Origin of the sequence: Caballeronia sp. LZ062 (genome assembly GCF_031450785.1) — a bacterium.
Lineage (GTDB): Bacteria > Pseudomonadota > Gammaproteobacteria > Burkholderiales > Burkholderiaceae > Caballeronia.
Genome location: NZ_JARTWB010000002.1, coordinates 1,266,859 through 1,284,284 on the forward strand (window position 1 = coordinate 1,266,859; position 17,426 = coordinate 1,284,284).

A 17,426-nucleotide genomic window follows, 5' to 3' on the forward strand; every position below is an offset into this window, starting at 1 on the left:
GGCTACGGCGCGTTTTTTTCATGAAGCAGACCTGGAACCCGAAGCTGCGATCAGGGCCGGTTGAACATGTCCATGATCTGCTTGCGTTCGTCGGTCGTGACTTGCGGCACCGGCGGCGCCTGCATGCCCGCCGGGCCGACGCCGCCCGCGGTCGTCGAATCGCCCGCCATCGGGTTCGTATTGTCGAGGCCGATGCTCGCGACGAAACCCGCGCCCGGCGTGCGGTCCGCATAGAACAGTTCGCCGTCGATCGTCGTCACGCCTTCGGGCATCGCCATCTGCTGTTGAGGGATGCCGCGCAACGCGCGCCCCATGTACTCGACCCAGATCGGCAACGCGAGTTGCGCGCCGAACTCCTTCGTGCCGAGCGACTTCGGCTGGTCGTAGCCCATCCACGCCACCGCGACGAGTTGATGCTGATAGCCCGCGAACCAGCCGTCCTTCGCCTCGTTGGTCGTGCCGGTCTTGCCCTGCAAGTCGTTGCGCTTGAGCACATTCGTGCCAGAGCCCGTGCCCGAAGTCGCGACTGTATGCAGCAGGCTGTTCATCATGTACGCGTTGCGCGGTTCGAGCGTTTGCGGCGCATTCGCGCCCGCGGTCAGCGGGTCGGCGCGCGAAATCACGCTGCCGCGCGCGTCGGCGACCTGCGCAATCAGGTACGGATTGATGCGATACCCGCCGTTCGCGAACACCGAATACGCGCCGCTCAACTGCAACGGCGTGACGAGCCCCGCGCCGAGCGCGAGCGGCAGATACGGCGGCGTCTTGTCCTTGTCGAAGCCGAACTTCTGCGTGACGAAATCCTGCGCGTAACCGGTGCCGATGTATGACAGGATGCGGATCGACACCAGGTTTTTCGACTTCTGCAGGCCGGTGCGCATGGACATGGGGCCGTCGGGCTGATCGTCGTCCTTCGGTTCCCAGGGTTCGCCGCCTGCGGGCGCCGGGAAGTACAGCGGCGCGTCGTTGATGATGGTCGCCGGCCCGAGACCCTTGTCGAGCGCCGCCGAATAGATGAACGGCTTGAAGCTCGAACCCGGCTGACGCCACGCCTGCGTCACGTGATTGAACTTGTTCTTGTTGAAGTCGAATCCGCCGATGAGCGCGCGGATCGCGCCGTCCTGCGGCACCATCGAGACGAGCGCGCCTTCGACCTGCGGCAACTGCGTGATCTGCCAGTTGTCCTTCGCGTCCTTCGTCAGGCGGATGACCGAACCCGGCTTTATCGCGAGCGCCTTCGACGCATTGCTGCGCAGCGCCGCGGCCACGAAGCGCAGGCCTTCGCCCGAGATCGTCGCCGTTTCGCCGCCGACGAACTGCGCGCTCACCTGCTTCGGGCTCGCCGCCGTGACCACCGCCGCGACGAGGTCGCCATTGTCCGGATGATCGACCAGCGCGTCTTCGATGGCTTCCGCGCGGTCATCCGCCGCCGACGGCAGCGCGATGTTGCCCTCCGGCCCGCGATACCCGTGACGCCGCTCGTAGTCCATCACGCCTTTGCGCACGGCGCGGTAAGCGGCGTCCTGATCGGCGGAATCGATGGTCGTCGTCACCGTCAGGCCGCGCGTGTAGGTTTCCTCCTTGTACTGCGCGTACATCATCTGCCGCACCATTTCCGCGACGTATTCCGCATGCGTGCCGTACTCGGTGCCCGCCGACTTCGTGTGGATTTCCTCGGCGACGGCCTGAGCGTATTGCTCGCGCGTGATGAAGTTGAGGTCCAGCATGCGCTTCAGGATGTACTGCTGGCGCACCTTCGCGCGCTTCGGGTTCACGACCGGGTTATACGCGGACGGCGCCTTGGGCAGCCCCGCGAGCATCGCGGCTTCGGCGAGTGTGATGTCCTTCAGATCCTTGCCGAAGTACACCCGCGCCGCAGCGGAAAAGCCATACGCGCGCTCGCCCAGATAGATCTGGTTCATATACAGCTCGAGGATCTGGTCCTTCGTGAGCGCGCGCTCGATCTTGTACGCGAGCAACATCTCGTAGACCTTGCGCGTGTACGTCTTCTCGCTCGAAAGAAAGAAGTTGCGCGCGACCTGCATCGTGATCGTGCTTGCGCCCTGCGAAGCGCCGCCATGCATCAGATCGGTCACGCCCGCGCGCAGAATGCCGACGAAATCGACGCCGCCGTGATCGTAGAAACGGTAGTCCTCGATCGCGAGGACCGCCTTCTTCATCTGGTCCGGAATGTCCTGAAAGCGCACCAGGCTGCGCCGCTCTTCGCCGAATTCGCCAATCAGCACGTGATCCGCCGTGTAGACCCGCAGCGGCACCTTCGGCCGGTAATCGATGAGCGCATTGAGCGAAGGCAGGTTCGGCTCCATCACCACAAGCGCGTAGCCGACGATGAGCGCGCCGACCACCGCCGCCACCGCCGCGAGCGAAGCGAGCAATGACGCGATGCGCGCGAACACCGAGCGGCCGCCGTCGCGGTCATTGCCACTGTTCCGGCCATTGCCTGCGTTGCGGCCATTGCGGCCATTGCCGCCGTCTCGCCCGTTGCCGCCGCCGTCACGGCCTGCGCCCGAGTCGTTGCGTGAGTCGTTCCAGCGCGGCTCGCGATCGTGTCGCGATGAATTCGAAGAGTCGGGACGTTTGATGATAGGCATGACTGGGATGGTTCGGCGCCGTCTCTGCGGTTACTGTGCGGCGTATCGATAGAAGCGGATCAAAGCGCGCACGGAAGGATTCAGGCGCGGCAAGAACCGGCGAGCCAATGGACGAGCCAGTTCGAGCGAAGGGCAACGGCACATTTTAAAGAATTCGGGCGGGCCGCTACAAAACACGCGGGCCTTTTTTGTAAGCAAATGCCGCCCCGCGCACGTTGCGCCCTCCCTCTACAACGTTCGCTTACCCACAGAAAGTGTTGAGAGCCTTGTGGACAACCCTATGAGAAAATAGCCAAGCCATTGAACGGACGCGGTTTTTCGTGCACGCTCATACGCTAATCGAAGAAGCGCGAGTCGTCTGCCATGCGGGACAGCGAGCACGCACAGCAGCCCCGCGAACCGATATGATGGATGCGTGCATGACCCGGCTTTTTTGCCGGCGAACGACCTGCGGTAACGAATTGACGCGGTCCCTTCACCGGGACGCGTACGCGATGTTTGCAATCGCCTTACTGTCTGCGAGCCGCTCATGACGACCAAGCCTACCGAACGCATCGTTGTTTTCGTGACCCCCGCGCAGAAGCTCGCCATCAGCAAGACGGCGGACGACCTCGGCATCAGCGTGAGCGAACTCATGCGGCGGGCGGTGCTCAACTTCAACGCGACGAGCGAGCAGATCAAAGTGGCGGGAATCGTCGACCGTCTGCGCGCGCCGAAGGCCCCCGATCCGCTCAATGTCGCGCTGCGCAGCGTCGCCGCCAAAGCAGCGGCCCGCGAAGCGCGTGAAGCCGCGGCGAGCGCGGGCAAGAGCATCGCGCGAACGCAGGCAGCGGCTGCCGCCGTAGCGGCATCGACAGCGGCAACGGCAAGCGTCCCCGTGAGCCGCGATGAAGCCGAAAGCGCCGGCGAAGATGCATCGCTCACCGGAAACGGACAGCTCGGCGGCTAGCGCTAGCCCTCCTCTCTCCCGCCACGGCGCGCGCCCGTCGCGCCGTTACATTCCTTCACGTTGATTAAGTCCAGGTTAAGTCGCGACGTGCTCTAATAAACGGGTAAACCCGCGCATGAATGCAACGTCCGCTTCGCTTGCATTCCCGACGCGGCGCCTCACATTCGATGCGCGGCGCACCCGCCGCGGTCTTCTCCAGGGAGATTCAACAATGTCGCTTTTCGATTCCATCACGCGCACCGTCAAAGGCCTTCTGAACGATGCAGCCGACACCATGCAGGACCCTTCGCGCGATTCCCGCCAGATCGTGCGCGAACTCGACGACAGCATCGCGAAGGCAGAAAACGCGCTGATCGAGATCGAGGCGCAAGTCGCGACGCAGCAGAGCAAGCGCGACGCCGCCGCCGAAAAGGCGAAGAAGTACGAAGATGGCGCGAAACGCGCGCTGCAAAGCGGCGACGAAGGTCTCGCACGCGAGGCGCTCGCGGCGCAAGCCAACGCGGAAACGGAACGCGACGCGCTCGCGGCCGAACTGCAGACGCTCGTGCCTTCGGTCGATCATCTCAAGCAGCAGATCGCCGACATGCGCCAGCGCCGCAACGACCTCAACGCGCGCTCGAACATCCTTCAGGCGAAGCAGCAGATCGCGCAGGCGAAGGACACGGCGGCAACGGCGCTCGGCGGCATCGGCGGAAAGAATCTCTCTGAAGATTTCCAGAAGCTCGAGGACAAGGTCCAGCTGTCGAACGCCCGCTCCGACGCGCGCCTCAACTCGGCTGACCAGAAGTCCGGCAAGGCGCTCGACGACAAGCTCGCGGCGCTCAATCGCGGGCCGTCGGTCGAAGACCGTCTCGAAGCCCTGAAAAAGCAGTTGAACACGCCGGCGCAGTAATCACGGTCAGTGCCGACGGCGCACGCGCATAACGTATCGGGTATCCGCCTTGCGTCGTCTCGGCAATCACCGGTCGCAGTATCGAATGGAGACGGGCGCGCAACGCTCGGCCCGCACATGAAAAAGACTTTGACGGCTCTCGCCTTATCGATCTCCCTCGCGCTGTCGGTGGCTTCGCCGCTCGCGCTGGCCGCCGTGCCGACCGCGCAGCAGGTCGAGCAATCGATGACGCAGGGCAACTGGCAGAAAGCCGACGCGCAGTTGAGCGAAGTGCTCGGCGCGCATCCCGACAACGCGCACGCGCATTATCTCTACGCGCAGGTGCTCGACCGCGAAGGCCGCTACAGCGACGCGCTCTCGCACTTGCAGCAGGCTAAGTCGCTCGATCCGTCGCTCGGCTTTACCGACGCATCGCGGTTCGCGTCCACCGAGGCGCGCATCCGCAGCGATGCGAACCGCACGAACGCGACGACCAATCGCGGTTCCAACGGCTCGGTCGCGCTGAATCCGTTCAACCAGGGGCAAGCCGCCGCGCCGCAGAAGCACGGCCCGTCCATGGGCATGTGGATCGGCCTCGCGGTGCTGATTGCGGCGATCGCGCTCGTACTGCGCTGGGGACTGCGGCGCGCCCGCGCGCGTGACGACGGGCGCAGCGAAGACGACCGCCGCGCCCAACTGAAGCGCGCGACCGAATTGCTCAACGACGTGCGCACGCTGAAGCTCGACGTGAGGCTGTCGACCGCGCCCGGTCACGAGGCGCTGCTGCGCGACGTCGAAGGCACGGAAACACAGTTGCGCGAGATGGTCGAGGCGCTCTCGAACGCGAAGAATCCCGTGCCGCCCTATGCGATCGAGGACCTCGAGAATCAGGTCGCGAGCATCAGGGCTCGCGCCGAAGGCCGTCCCGATCCTGCTGCGGCAAATGCCGGCGCGCAAGGCCAGTCGCCGTTCGCGCAGGAAGCCGAACGCTTCGGGCGCGATCAGCAGCCGCATGGTCAGCAGGCGCCGTATCCGCAGCAGGGACCGTATCCGCAGGGACCGTATCCCCAGCAAGGACAGCAGCCGCCCGTCATCATCCAGCAGGGCGGCGGCGGGTTCGGCGGCGGCATGGGCGGTCTCTTGACCGGTGTGCTGCTCGGCGAAGCGATGTCGCACGGACGCGACCGTGTGATCGAGCGCGAAGTGCCTGTGGAACGCCGCGACGCCGGCAACGACAACGGCGGGCTCGACTTCGGCAACAGCAACGGCGGCGGCCTGGACTTCGGCAACGGATCGAACGACTGGGACGACGGCAGCGGCAGCGGCGGCGGTCTCGACCTCGGGAGCAACGACGACAACTGGCGCGACACCTGAGTCGCCGCGTCGGACAACAAGCAAGGCCCCGCTCGCGGGGCCTTTTTCATGGGCGCACGCTTCAGCCGCCGCCGAGGAAACGCAGCAGCGCCCACAAGAACTTGAAGAAGCCGATGATGAATTCCCAGATGCGTTCGAGCTGATCCCACGTCGCCACGCGCAAGAACGTGTGCAGGATCATGCGGAAGAGCTTGAAAAAGGCATCGTGGAAAGAAAAAAGGCGGCTCGCGCCGCCTTTGCGATTAAGAAAAATCGCATGATAACCAATCAGCCGACGCTCCCGCGTGATCGCGGGAGCGCAGGCGTCAACCGGCGGACGGTTTCTCGCCCTGCTCCGGCGGCACGTCGTCGGTCAGCGCTTCCTCCAGCCGCTCGAAAACGCGCCGCGTCGCGCCACGCGCCTGAAGCGCGAAAAGCAGCAGCGAACGGCCCGTGACCTGATAGACATCGCCCGAATCGAACTGCGGCAGTTCCTCGCGGACCGGCGCGTTGGTATCGATCAGACAACTCCACTGATCCGGCCCGGGAATGTCCGGCAGCGTGAAGTCGACGACATCATGGTACGCGTTGACGATCAGCAGGAGTGTCGCGTCCGAAGCCGGCTTGCGAATGCCCGTGGCCTGCGCGCGGCCGTCGATCACGAGACCGAAGCAGTGCATGCCGGGATCGCTCCATTGCTCGGGCGTGAGCGCGTCGCCGCTCGGGCTGAGCCACTTCACGTCGGCCACATCCATGTCCTCGCGGACTTCACCAGTCAGGAACCGCTGGCGTCGCAGCACCGGCAGCGTGTGCCGCAGCGTCGTCAGCTTGCGCACGAACTCGGTCAGCGCGCGGCCGTCGTCGTCGATGCCTTCCCAGTCGACCCAGCTGATCTCGTTGTCCTGACAATACGCATTGTTATTGCCGTGCTGCGTGCGGCCGAACTCGTCGCCCGCAAGGACCATCGGCGTGCCTTGCGAGAACAGCAGCGTCGCGAGCAGATTGCGCTTCTGGCGCTCGCGCAGCGCGCGGATTTCGGGGTCGTCGGTCGGACCTTCGACGCCACAGTTCCACGATTTGTTGTCCGAATGACCGTCCTTGTTGTCCTCGCCGTTCGCCTCGTTGTGCTTGTCGTTGTAGGAAACGAGATCGTTCAGCGTGAAGCCGTCGTGCGCCGTGATGAAGTTCACGCTCGCCCACGGACGGCGTCCGCGCTTGTTGAACTTGTCGCCCGAAGCGGTGATGCGCGTCGCCAGTTCCGCCGATTCGCCCTCGTCGCCCTTCCAGAACGCGCGCACCGTATCGCGATAGCGGTCGTTCCATTCCGCCCAGCCCGGGGGAAAGCCGCCCACTTGATAGCCGCCGGGACCGCAATCCCACGGTTCCGCGATCAATTTCACGCTGGAGAGAATCGGGTCTTGCCGGCAGCTGTCGAGGAAGCCGCCGCCTTCGTCGAAGCCGTACGGCTCGCGGCCGAGAATCGTCGCAAGATCGAAACGGAAGCCGTCGACATTCATCTCCGTCACCCAGTAGCGCAGGCTGTCGGTGACCATTTGCAGCACGCGCGGATGCGAGAGATTGAGCGTGTTGCCGGTGCCCGTGTCGTTGATGTAGTAGCGCGTCTGATCCGGCATCAACCGGTAGTACGACGCGTTGTCGATGCCGCGGAACGACAGCGTCGGCCCGCGCTCATTGCCTTCGGCGGTGTGGTTGTAGACCACGTCGAGGATCACTTCGAGGCCCGCTTCGTGCAACCGGTCGACCATCTCCTTGAATTCGGCGACCACGCCCGCGCCGCGCGAGAAATAGCGCGGATCGGCTGCGAAAAAGCCGATGGTGTTGTAGCCCCAGTAGTTCGTCAGGCCCTTGTCGAGCAGATAGCTGTCGTTCACGAAAGCGTGGATCGGCAGCAGTTCCACGGACGTGACGCCGAGACTCTTGATGTAATCGACCACTTCCTTCTGCCCGAGCCCCTCGAAAGTGCCGCGCATGTTTTCCGGGATCGCCGGGTGCCGCTTCGTGAAGCCGCGCACGTGCGTTTCGTAGAAGATCGTGTGTTCCCACGGCACGCGCACGCGCGTCGCATGAGTCCACGTGAAGCTCTGGTCGATGACCTGGCATTTCTGCATGAACGGCGCGCTGTCGCGTTCGTCGAAGGTCAGATCGTCGCCTTCCGCGTTGAGCGTGTAGCCGAAGAGCGCCGCGTCGAACTTCATCTCGCCGACGTGCGCCTTCGCGTACGGATCGAGCAGCAGCTTGTTCGGGTTGAAGCGGTGCCCGTTTTCCGGCTCGTAAGGGCCGTGCACGCGGTAGCCGTACACGGCGCCCGGCGCGAGGCCATGCAGGTAGACGTGCCAGACTTCGTCGGTGTACTCGGGCAATTCGATGCGATGCGTTTCTTTTTCGCCTTTCTCGTCGAAGAGGCAGAGTTCGACTTTCGTCGCGTTGGCGGAAAACAGGGCGAAGTTGACGCCGTTTCCGTCCCACGTCGCGCCAAGCGGAAACGGGGACCCTTCGGCAATGCGGAATTCGTTCGGCATGAGATGATCGGCAGAGAGTGACGCGAAGTGCGTCGGGATAGGGGCGCCGCATTGCACGGCATAAGCGGATTCGGATTGAGCAAGGGCTGTGCCCGGCGCCCGCCCGCACCGCGCCCGAAACAGCGCGCGAACTGCGGTATGCTGGCCTGTCATCGCACATGCAGCAATCGCCCGCCGAAGGAGATCCGCTTGTCCACGCGCTTAAGCTCCATCCCGACGCCCTCGCAAGCAAACGGCACCGCCGACGAAAGCCGCGCCGCCGGGCGCGCACTGCGCGACGCCGTCCCGTTCGAAGCCCACGCGAACTGGCAGCCCGAGCCGGACCGCCCTGATCCCGTCGAGCGCGTGCTGGCCGTGAACGCAGGGCGGCAGGAGCGGCTCGTGCCGCTGCGCATGTCACGCATGGCCGAATCGCCGTTCGCCTTCCTGCGAGGCGCTGCGACCGTCATGGCGTGGGATCTGGCCAGATCGCCGTCGATCGGGCACAACGTGATGATCGACGGCGACGCGCACATCAACAATTTCGGCCTCTTTCGCACGCCGCGTCAGGACGTCGTGTTCGATCTGAACGATTTCGACGAGACCATCGTGGCGCCGTGGGAATGGGACCTGAAGCGCCTGACCGCGAGCATCAACGTCGCAGCGCGCGAAAACGGCGTGGACGCCGAAGGCCGTGAGCGCGCGGTGCGTTCGGCTTGCGCCGCGTATCGCACGACGATGAACGATCTGCGCCAGGTGAGCCCGTACGATTTGTGGCAGATGCGTTCCTACGCGAGCGCGCTGCACATCGACGCCCCCACGCGCCTCACCGCCGACGAAAAAGCGACCATCGAACGCACGGTCGAGCGCGCGATGAAGCGCTCGCACGCAACGATGCTCGCCAAGGTCGCGGAGCCCGCCGGCACGAGCTGGCGCTTCAAGGTCGATCCGCCGATCCTGACGGAACTCGACGCCGCCGAGAAGAATCACGTCATCGACGGCTTCCGGGCGTATTTGCAGACCATCGCGGGCGAGTGGCGCATGATGCTCGAACGCTACGATGTGGTCGATGTCGCGCATCGCGTGGTGGGCGTCGGAAGCGTCGGCACGCGTGCGTATCTTGTTCTGCTGATCGGCCGCGCGCTCGGCGATCCCATCTTCATGCAGGTGAAGGAAGGCATCGTGCCGGCCGCCGCGCCGTTCGTGCCGCCGCTCGACGAACCGTTTCGGCATCAGGGCCGGCGCGTCGTGCATGGCCAGCGGTTGTTGCAAAGCTCATCGGATGCGCTGCTCGGCTGGACCACTATCTCAGGGCGCGATTTTTACGTGCGCCAGATGAAGCAGATTCGCGGCTCTGTTCCCGTCGACTGGCTGCACGGCGCGACGTTCGACTTCTACGCGTGGTGTCTCGGACTCCTGCTCGCCCGCGCGCACGCCCGCACCGGCGACCCGGCGCTCATCGCCGGCTATTGCGGCACGTCCGACAGGCTCGACGCCGCCTACGCGACCTGGGCCGAGCGGTACGGCGCGCAGACCGTGGCGGACCACGCGGCGTTCTGCGCGGCGATCAGCGTCGGGCGCGTGAAAGCAGCCTAGCGGGGCGTGTCGTCTGAACAGTCACGCCTCGCGCGGGATTGTCTATCATGGCCAGTGCACCCTTTCATGGGCTTCTCTCGCGCGCGTCGCGGCACGCAGTGCGATGGCGTTTCGCTGCACGCTCAGAACAATCGTTTCGGACTTGAAAAGGAGGAATCCCCGCATGAGCATGATCGGAGAATTCAAGAATTTCGCCCTCAAGGGCAACGTCATGGACCTCGCGGTCGGCGTCATCATCGGTGGCGCGTTTTCGACCATCGTGAACTCCGTCGTCAAGGATTTGATCATGCCGGTCGTCGGCCTCGCGACTGGCGGGCTCGATTTCTCGAATCTCTTCATCCGGCTCGGTCACATACCGCCGACCTTCAAAGGCAATCCCGATTCGTACAAAGATCTGCAGACTGCGGGCGTGGCGGTGTTCGGCTACGGATCGTTCATCACCGTGCTGATCAACTTCATCATCCTGGCATTCATCATCTTTCTGATGGTCAAGTTCATCAACAATCTGCGCAAGCCCACGGAAGCGGCGGCGCCCGCCGCGCCGCCCGAAGACGTGCTTCTGCTGCGCGAAATCCGCGACGAACTCAAGAAGACGCCGCGCGTCTAGCGCGAACACGCGCGCAGACCGGGCGCGAGCCCCGGTTTAGGGCACGGCATCCGCCTTTCGTTAGCATCGGCGCTTTTTTTCTTCGCGAAGGCTGTTCGCGCGGCTATGAGCAGGACTATTATTGAGACAGATGTCAGATAGATACCCATAGGGAATGCCGAGGGGATGCCAGCGGGCCGCCAACGGGTCATCGGCACGATTCGTGCGCTTCTGACGCCTGTCGGCAATTCGCCGATCGCGCGTTCCGGAGGCCCGAATCACCGTGACCCGATCACATCGATGCGCTATAAAAGATCGACGTGCGGCACGCAAGACGGGAGTGGCCGCATGAGGACGCTGCGTTTCTTGCAATTCTTTTTCAGGCGAGTTTTTATGTCCTTCCCGAAAAAGCGTAGACGCGTGAAGGCTGATGGCGACGAATCGTTTCTCGCCGTGCTGCGGCATTTCAAGCCGTTCGGCCAGCTTGACACCAAGATTGCACGCGCTCGCGCGCAGGACGAACCGGTGCTGTATGCACATGCGCTGCCAGGACTCGATGTCCTGCTATGCAGCGTGCGCGGCGCCCAGCCGCCCTACCCGGCCATCGACGAGCTGCACCGGCGCTGCGTCGAGTCCATCACGAATGCGCTGGAGCAGCCGCTCGACGGGCTCGAGAACGGCGGCTATTGGTACGAGGCGAACGGCTTCGGCTTCCTTGTCTTTGCAAGCCGCGCCCGCACGCAGATTCTCAGCGAATTCGGCGCCACCGTTTCGGCGCGCCGTCGCCGCGGCACGCGCCGTCAGGATGCGGGCGACGCCGCTTCGCGCCCGCTGCGTTGAATCCCGGTTTTTTGCATTCGATGTCTCTTGCGTGACACGGCGGCCGTCCCGAAGCGCCGTGGCGCGGACTTTGCTGCATCGCAGTCCGAGCACACCACAAGGAGAACAGCATGTCGGAACACGTCTATAAGCAGATCGAACTCACCGGCTCGTCGACTCAATCGAGCGACGACGCCGTGCGCGTGGCGCTTGCCAAGGCCTCCAAGACCCTGCGCAACATGCACTGGTTCGAAGTGACGGAAACGCGCGGGCATATCGAGAACGGCGAGGTGCTGCACTGGCAGGTGACGATCAAGGTGGGACTGCGGATCGAGGATTGAGATTCGGTAGATGTGGCGTTTTGCATGCCATAAGTGAAAACCGCGCCCTCGGGCAATGCCGTTCAGTCAGGTGACTGAGCGGCATTGTCGCTTTTCAAGACCACTTTTTCTGGAAGGCAGACTGTCCGGCTTGCCGTTGACACATCATTTCGACGCATCCGGCCTCGTCGCAGACAAATGGTCGGTACCCGTTCTGTAGCCCTTCGCATGTCGCCTCCGAGCGTGCGCGTCGCTGAGGACTCGCCTCTTCGTGCGACGAACAGTCGACCGTGCATGGCCCGTCATTGTCATCACCGCGTGCATTCAAAGTTGTTCGCAGCAGAATAAGATCGGTCCGATTGCCTTCCTTCCTTGCTTAGCTAGCGTGATGCGGCGTGCTCTACGCGCAAGAAGAGTGAAGGAACTCAAATGACAAAAAGACAAGTAGCAACTAGCCGTCCTGCTATTCGCACCCGTTCGCGCATCAAGTGCGGCGAGCCAACGGCAGAGCTAAAAGCTGAACGGCGGTCTCGCGAAATTCTGTCTAGCCGACACGCCGGCGTTGTCCGGTATCACAGCGGATCGGAGACAAGCCACGGGCGGATTTGCGGCCTCCGCCAACTCGGCAACGGGCGGAGCCATGCATATGCGTAAGGCACTCGTGGTGCAAGGCAGTCCCACCACTACGGGTGGGATAGTGATCGGCGGCTCAGCGACTCATATGACCGACCACGGTAAGCCGTTTGCGCTGTACGGCGACGAAGCCACATGCGGCAAGTGCGAAGGCGCGTTCAAGATCATCGGTACGGCGACACGGCGATGCTATCGGGGACGAGCGGGCGTTCTGGAGGGCGACTTGGTCTTGTGTCCGTGCGCTCAAAACCGGGTGATGGCAAGTCCCGATCCCAGCTGTTTCTATGATGACGGCGACGACGCGTGCCTTTCCACCCAAGCCGGGAATGCGGTGACCGCATCGCCCATTACCTGCGACGAGCAATATGTCTTGCGCGATGCCGCGACGGGACAACCGCATCCAGGCGTTAGTTACAAGATTAGTTCGTCGTCGGGCCAGATTTGGCGTGGCGTTACTGACGATAAAGGACAAACTCAACGACTAAGAACCAGCGGCCCTGCAACACTCCGCCTTGCAATAACAGAGGATAAGAATGTCTGACAACGATTATGTCATCGCTCACGAATCGGCGGCGACTAACGCAGTGCCGGGGTCGCAAGTGCATATCGATCTGGATATGACTCCAATATGCTCGAACATGAGCAACAAGGAGTTCAGGGAATCGATCTTCAAATCGCGCGCCGAAGGTCTCGACCTGATTCAAACCCGCATCACGGGTGTGTCAAAGTGGGACACACGCGAGCAGGCCCGCGTGAAGAAATGGTTAGGTCGCTCTGATGACGTTACGCGCACCGTCTTACAAGCAGGACTGCCAAAGCTGCTGAGCGCCATGGCCGACCTGAAGCCGGAAAATATCATTCGCTGGGACGCACAGAAACAACGAAATATCACGTGCACCATATTTCCAGATAATGGCAGTACAGATGCGGCTGTCTGCAAACCAGATACAGCCAGGCGCATGATCGCCATATATCCGCATTTCTGCCACTCGCCAAGGTCGCAACTATGGCATGGTTGCCAGGTGCTGACGCTAATACACGAATGTACCCATTTCACAGACGTGTTTAATTCCATCGACGCAATGTATGGCGTGAGCGTCGGTTTGTCATTCTGGGCGCAAGAGAACCCGGATGAGGCAATACGAAACGCCGACAGCCTGGCGTGTTATGTTGGAATCGAGGACTAGAAGTCATGGCCGAATCAATGCTCCGTGGCGCAATTCGTACAACGATCTTTCTCTTGGTGATGTGGTCCGCAGTCAATGCGAACGCATGCACGATCTCGGAAGATATGGAAGGCAGCCTGCCACTAAACTCGGTGGAAATCCCCAATTCCGCCCGGCTTCGAATCGCCGACATGGTATTTGCCGCGCGCCAGTGGCCGGATGTCGATATCCGGGGGATCGTCTACGCGGGCGGATATGTGAAAGAGCGCAATCCAAAGGCACTAGCCGACCAAAGAGCGTCTGCGCTTGAGTCCTATCTGCTTCAGCTTGGCATCAAAAAGGGAGACATCTGGCTAAACAAGCGAATCATTAGGAAACGAGATGCGGCAGATGACGGCAGTCGGACGCTCTATCAGATCGGTGTCACGTTGGTGCCGATATGTCACGATGGATGCGATCGGCTTTGCGACGATCCGCGGGTGACGCCTATGAGCAAGGCCGTCAAGTAAGGCGGATCCATTCCATCGTCACCGTCGCGCTTCAGTCGTTATATCGCACAGCAAAGCGCGATTCGTCGTAGTCCATCCACAGAAGGAAAAAGCCGCTCCGGTAGCAATCGGAGCGGCCTCTCAAGTCCGTCTGGGCAGCCTTGAAGCCGCCTCCGCCTCACTTCGGCAGCGACCCATCCACCCCTTCCACGTACCAGTTGATGCGTTGCAGTTCCGGATCGGTCAGCGTCTTGCCTGCCGGCACCTTCTCCTCACCGGATTGACCCTTGATCGGACCGCTGAAGACATCCCACTTGCCGGAGTGCAGTTCGTCACGCTTGGCGGCAACAGCCTGGACCGCCTTCGCCGGAATCGCGCCGGTGTTCAGGTCTTCCAGGTCCACCGCCTTCTGCGGAATGCCGAGCCAGACCGGATCGTTCTTCCACTTGCCGTCGAGCACCTTCTGGATCACGTCGTTGTAGTACACGCCCCAATGCGCGACCACCGAACCCAGATGCGCATCCGGGCCGAACTTCTTCATGTTCGAATCCCAGCCGAACGCGTGCACATGCTTTTCGTTCGCGGTGTTGAGCGTCGCGTTCGAGTCCGTGTTCTGCAACAGCACATCCGCGCCCTGTCCGATCAGCGTCTCGGCCGCCTGCTTTTCCTTGCCCGGATCGAACCAGCTATTGATCCAGATGACCTTCGTATGGATCTTCGGATTCACCGAACGCGCGCCCAGCGTGTACGCGTTGATATTGCGGACCACTTCGGGAATCGGCACGGAGGCGACGAAGCCCAGCGTGTTCGTTTTCGTGACGTAAGCAGCCGCGACACCCGCCAGATACGCGCCCTGATACATGCGCACGTCGTACGTGCCGAAGTTCTTCGCCTTCTTGAAGCCCGTCGCGGTCAGGAAGATCGTGTCGGGAAAGTCCTTCGCGACCTTCAACTGGAAGTCCTGATAGCCGAAGCTCGTGCCGAAGATGACCTTGTTGCCCTTGTTCGCCAGATCGCGGAACACGCGTTCCGAGTCCGCGGATTCCGGCACGTTTTCCACGCGCGTGATCTTGATCTTGTTGCCGAACTTCGCTTCGGCTTCCTTGCTGCCGGCATCGTGCGCGAAGGTCCAGCCGGCATCGCCCGGATTGCCGAGATAGACGAAGGCCACGCCCGGTGCGTCCGCGGCCCGCGCACTCGCAGCGGCGAGCGTCGCGGACAGCGCGACAGTGGCCGTGATCGCCTTCAGCCAGGTTTTCTGCATTGTGATTCTCCTCTTTGAATGTTGTATGCAAAACGGGAAACGCTTCGCCTGAAGTGTCATCGGCCAAAAATGGCGGCGGCACATCAGACGCACGCGGTGCTGTACCGGAACAACACGCCACGACCGCAAGAATTGCATGCGGCACTTTGCATGCGGTGCGCCGAATGCAAAATGCCGCCGCGCCGCGCGACTCAACTCGCCGCAAAAAACGGCTTGCCGAGTGATGCCGGCGCGTTGAGCTTGATCGTGTTCGGGTTGCGCGAGATCAGCACGAGCACGACGATGGTCGCGATATACGGCAGCATCGCGAGGAACTGCGTCGGCACCGGCACGCCGATGGCCTGCGCGTAGAACTGCAACGCCATCACCGCGCCGAAGAGCAGCGCGCCGATCAGAAGGCGCCCCGGGCGCCACGTCGCGAACACGACGAGTGCGAGCGCGATCCAGCCGCGGCCAGACGTCAACTGCTCCTGCCAGACGTGCAGATAGACGATCGAGTAATAGCCGCCCGCGATGCCCGCCATTCCGCCGCCAAAGAGCGTCGCGCAGTAGCGCACGCCCACCACCGGAAAGCCGACCGAATGCGCGACAGCCGGCGATTCGCCGACGGAGCGCAAGACGAGCCCCGCGCGCGTCTTGTAGAGGAACCAGCCGAGCAAGGCGAACATGACGAATGCAAGATAGCCGAGCGGCGTGAGCGAAAAGATCGCGGGCCCGAGGATGGGGATCGACGAGAGACCGGGAATCGGCATGACGTCGATGGTCGCGCGCACCGCCGCCGACGTGTACGGCTTGCCGACATACGCAGAGAATCCGATGCCGAAGATGGTCAGCGACAGGCCCGTGGCAACCTGATTCGCGAGCATCGTGATAGTGAGGAAGCCGAACAGCAGCGCCATCGCCAGCCCGGCGAAAACAGAGGCCGCAATGCCGAGCCATGGGCTGCCCGTGATCGACGTGACCGCGTAGCCCGTGACCGCGCCCATCAGCATCATGCCTTCGACGCCCAGATTGAGCACGCCGGACTTCTCCGCGACGAGTTCGCCCGCGCCCGCGTACATGAGCGGAATGGCCGCGATGACCGCGCTCGAGGCAAGATTGCTGGCTTGATTGATATCCATCGTTGATTTCTCTTATGCGCGCTTAAGCAACATGGTGCGCCGGCGTCCTGCGCCTGATACGGTAATTGACAAACAGATCGCAGCCGAGGAGACAAAACAGCAGCAGCCCCTGGAACACTCCCGCGAGCGCCTGCGGCAATTGCAGCGACGTCTGCACCGCCTCACCGCCGAGATAGAGCAGCGCCATCAGCAAACTGGCGAGCACGATCCCCACCGGATGCAGCCGCCCGACGAATACGACGATGATCGCGGTGAAGCCGTAGCCCGGCGACCAGCCTGCCTGAAGCTGCCCGATCGGCCCCGCCACTTCGCCCATGCCCGCGAGCCCTGCGAGTCCGCCCGAAAGCAAGAGCGACGTCCAGATCGTCTTTTTGTCCGAGAAGCCTGCGTAGCGCGCGGCGAGCGGCGCGAGACCGCCCACGTTCATCCGGAAGCCCGCGAAACTCTTGCGCATGAAGACCCAGACGAGCGGGATCGCGATCACCGTCAGAAACACCGATGCGTTGATGCGCGTGCCCTTCAGAAAGCTCCAGTGCCAGTCGCCGTAGAGACGCGGGAACAAGGCGTCGTCGACGAACATCGCGGAGATCGGGAAGTTCATGCCTTCCGGGTCGCGCCACGGGCCGCTCACCAGATAGATCAGTAGTTGCGTCGCAACGTAGGTGAGCATCAGGCTCGTGAGAATCTCGTTGGTGTTGAAGCGGCTCTTGAGCAGCGCGGGAATGGCGGCCCACAGCATGCCGCCCGCGATGCCGCCGATCATCATCAGCGGCAGCGTCCACCAGCCGGAGGCATCGCCGACGTGGATCGCGATGCCACCCGCCACGATGCCGCCGAGCAGCATCTGCCCTTCCGCGCCGATGTTCCACACGTTCGCGCGATACCCGACCGCGAGCCCCAACCCGATCAGGCACAGCGGCGACGCCTTCAGCACAAGCTCGGACCAGCCGTTTACGGTGGAGAGGGGCTCGACGAAGAACGCGTGCATCGCGCGTAACGGGTCCTGCCCGACGACGCTGAAAATCAGGAAGCCGATGACGAGCGTCGCGACGGCGGCCACCACGGGCACCGCAAGCTGCATGGTGCGCGAGGGCGTCGGGCGCGCTTCGAGTCGATAGGGAAAGATCAT

15 protein-coding genes are annotated in these 17,426 nt (G+C 62.9%); 10 read left to right on the top strand and 5 right to left on the bottom strand.

Annotation, left to right across the window (positions count from 1 at the left end; translation table 11 throughout):
• Positions 1–50: 50 nt before the first annotated feature.
• Positions 51–2,612, bottom strand: a complete 2,562-nt coding sequence (locus tag P9239_RS12025; RefSeq protein WP_309751033.1) for a penicillin-binding protein 1A — start codon at positions 2,610–2,612, stop codon at positions 51–53.
• 529 nt (positions 2,613–3,141) lie between these two features.
• On the opposite strand from P9239_RS12025, the gene P9239_RS12030 reads away from it, so the two are divergent.
• The 3 genes from P9239_RS12030 (at position 3,142) to P9239_RS12040 (ending at position 5,806) form a co-directional block, all read left to right on the top strand.
• Positions 3,142–3,561 (top strand): plasmid mobilization protein, encoded by a 420-nt coding sequence (locus P9239_RS12030; protein WP_309751034.1) that lies wholly within the window; start codon positions 3,142–3,144, stop codon positions 3,559–3,561.
• A 211-nt stretch (positions 3,562–3,772) separates the two neighbouring features.
• Positions 3,773–4,453 (top strand): PspA/IM30 family protein, encoded by a 681-nt coding sequence (locus P9239_RS12035; protein WP_309751036.1) that lies wholly within the window; start codon positions 3,773–3,775, stop codon positions 4,451–4,453.
• A gap of 117 nt (positions 4,454–4,570) precedes the next feature.
• The gene (locus tag P9239_RS12040) at positions 4,571–5,806 is read left to right on the top strand and encodes a tetratricopeptide repeat protein (RefSeq protein ID WP_309751037.1); all 1,236 of its coding nucleotides are present in this window, start codon (positions 4,571–4,573) and stop codon (positions 5,804–5,806) included.
• 305 nt (positions 5,807–6,111) lie between these two features.
• On the opposite strand, the gene glgX is transcribed toward P9239_RS12040, so the two are convergent.
• The gene (glgX, locus tag P9239_RS12045) at positions 6,112–8,325 is read right to left on the bottom strand and encodes a glycogen debranching protein GlgX (protein ID WP_309751038.1); all 2,214 of its coding nucleotides are present in this window, start codon (positions 8,323–8,325) and stop codon (positions 6,112–6,114) included.
• 189 nt (positions 8,326–8,514) lie between these two features.
• Here glgX and P9239_RS12050 point away from each other — a divergent pair, with 189 nt between their 5' ends.
• The 7 genes from P9239_RS12050 (at position 8,515) to P9239_RS12080 (ending at position 13,933) form a co-directional block, all read left to right on the top strand.
• On the top strand, positions 8,515–9,900 hold the full coding sequence (locus P9239_RS12050) for a DUF2252 domain-containing protein (RefSeq protein WP_309751039.1): 1,386 nt from the start codon (positions 8,515–8,517) through the stop codon (positions 9,898–9,900).
• Between the two features lie 163 nt (positions 9,901–10,063).
• Positions 10,064–10,507 (top strand): large conductance mechanosensitive channel protein MscL, encoded by a 444-nt coding sequence (mscL, locus tag P9239_RS12055; RefSeq protein WP_309751041.1) that lies wholly within the window; start codon positions 10,064–10,066, stop codon positions 10,505–10,507.
• A gap of 327 nt (positions 10,508–10,834) precedes the next feature.
• Positions 10,835–11,326 (top strand): hypothetical protein, encoded by a 492-nt coding sequence (locus P9239_RS12060; protein ID WP_206468060.1) that lies wholly within the window; start codon positions 10,835–10,837, stop codon positions 11,324–11,326.
• A gap of 110 nt (positions 11,327–11,436) precedes the next feature.
• On the top strand, positions 11,437–11,646 hold the full coding sequence (locus P9239_RS12065) for a dodecin (RefSeq protein ID WP_309751043.1): 210 nt from the start codon (positions 11,437–11,439) through the stop codon (positions 11,644–11,646).
• 625 nt (positions 11,647–12,271) lie between these two features.
• Positions 12,272–12,799 carry a PAAR domain-containing protein gene (locus tag P9239_RS12070; RefSeq protein WP_309751045.1) on the top strand — a complete coding sequence of 176 codons (528 nt, stop codon included), beginning with the start codon at positions 12,272–12,274 and terminating at the stop codon, positions 12,797–12,799.
• Positions 12,792–13,445 carry a M35 family metallo-endopeptidase gene (locus tag P9239_RS12075; protein WP_309751047.1) on the top strand — a complete coding sequence of 218 codons (654 nt, stop codon included), beginning with the start codon at positions 12,792–12,794 and terminating at the stop codon, positions 13,443–13,445. The genes P9239_RS12070 and P9239_RS12075 overlap by 8 nt, the downstream gene beginning before the upstream one ends.
• Before the next feature lie 5 nt (positions 13,446–13,450).
• Positions 13,451–13,933: a hypothetical protein gene (locus P9239_RS12080; protein ID WP_309751049.1), complete on the top strand. Its 483-nt coding sequence runs from the start codon at positions 13,451–13,453 to the stop codon at positions 13,931–13,933.
• Positions 13,934–14,090: 157 nt separating this feature from the next.
• On the opposite strand, the gene P9239_RS12085 is transcribed toward P9239_RS12080, so the two are convergent.
• The 3 genes from P9239_RS12085 to P9239_RS12095 all read right to left on the bottom strand — a co-directional run bounded on the left by P9239_RS12085 (position 14,091) and on the right by P9239_RS12095 (position 17,426).
• Positions 14,091–15,176, bottom strand: a complete 1,086-nt coding sequence (locus P9239_RS12085) for a BMP family ABC transporter substrate-binding protein (protein ID WP_309751052.1) — start codon at positions 15,174–15,176, stop codon at positions 14,091–14,093.
• A gap of 191 nt (positions 15,177–15,367) precedes the next feature.
• On the bottom strand, positions 15,368–16,297 hold the full coding sequence (locus tag P9239_RS12090; RefSeq protein ID WP_309751054.1) for an ABC transporter permease: 930 nt from the start codon (positions 16,295–16,297) through the stop codon (positions 15,368–15,370).
• Positions 16,298–16,319: 22 nt separating this feature from the next.
• Positions 16,320–17,426: an ABC transporter permease gene (locus tag P9239_RS12095; protein ID WP_309751055.1), complete on the bottom strand. Its 1,107-nt coding sequence runs from the start codon at positions 17,424–17,426 to the stop codon at positions 16,320–16,322.

What these genes read in the sequence shown, in the direction of transcription:
- P9239_RS12070 (WP_309751045.1), top strand. Translation starts at nt 12,272, where the DNA reads ATGCGTAAGGCACTCGTGGTGCAAGGCAGTCCCACCACTACGGGTGGG.
- P9239_RS12075 (WP_309751047.1), top strand. Translation starts at nt 12,792, where the DNA reads ATGTCTGACAACGATTATGTCATCGCTCACGAATCGGCGGCGACTAAC.
- P9239_RS12095 (WP_309751055.1), bottom strand. Translation starts at nt 17,426, where the DNA reads ATGATCTTTCCCTATCGACTCGAAGCGCGCCCGACGCCCTCGCGCACC.
- P9239_RS12040 (WP_309751037.1), top strand. Translation starts at nt 4,571, where the DNA reads ATGAAAAAGACTTTGACGGCTCTCGCCTTATCGATCTCCCTCGCGCTG.
- glgX (WP_309751038.1), bottom strand. Translation starts at nt 8,325, where the DNA reads ATGCCGAACGAATTCCGCATTGCCGAAGGGTCCCCGTTTCCGCTTGGC.
- P9239_RS12030 (WP_309751034.1), top strand. Translation starts at nt 3,142, where the DNA reads ATGACGACCAAGCCTACCGAACGCATCGTTGTTTTCGTGACCCCCGCG.
- mscL (WP_309751041.1), top strand. Translation starts at nt 10,064, where the DNA reads ATGAGCATGATCGGAGAATTCAAGAATTTCGCCCTCAAGGGCAACGTC.
- P9239_RS12080 (WP_309751049.1), top strand. Translation starts at nt 13,451, where the DNA reads ATGGCCGAATCAATGCTCCGTGGCGCAATTCGTACAACGATCTTTCTC.
- P9239_RS12085 (WP_309751052.1), bottom strand. Translation starts at nt 15,176, where the DNA reads ATGCAGAAAACCTGGCTGAAGGCGATCACGGCCACTGTCGCGCTGTCC.
- P9239_RS12090 (WP_309751054.1), bottom strand. Translation starts at nt 16,297, where the DNA reads ATGGATATCAATCAAGCCAGCAATCTTGCCTCGAGCGCGGTCATCGCG.
- P9239_RS12060 (WP_206468060.1), top strand. Translation starts at nt 10,835, where the DNA reads ATGAGGACGCTGCGTTTCTTGCAATTCTTTTTCAGGCGAGTTTTTATG.
- P9239_RS12035 (WP_309751036.1), top strand. Translation starts at nt 3,773, where the DNA reads ATGTCGCTTTTCGATTCCATCACGCGCACCGTCAAAGGCCTTCTGAAC.
- P9239_RS12065 (WP_309751043.1), top strand. Translation starts at nt 11,437, where the DNA reads ATGTCGGAACACGTCTATAAGCAGATCGAACTCACCGGCTCGTCGACT.
- P9239_RS12025 (WP_309751033.1), bottom strand. Translation starts at nt 2,612, where the DNA reads ATGCCTATCATCAAACGTCCCGACTCTTCGAATTCATCGCGACACGAT.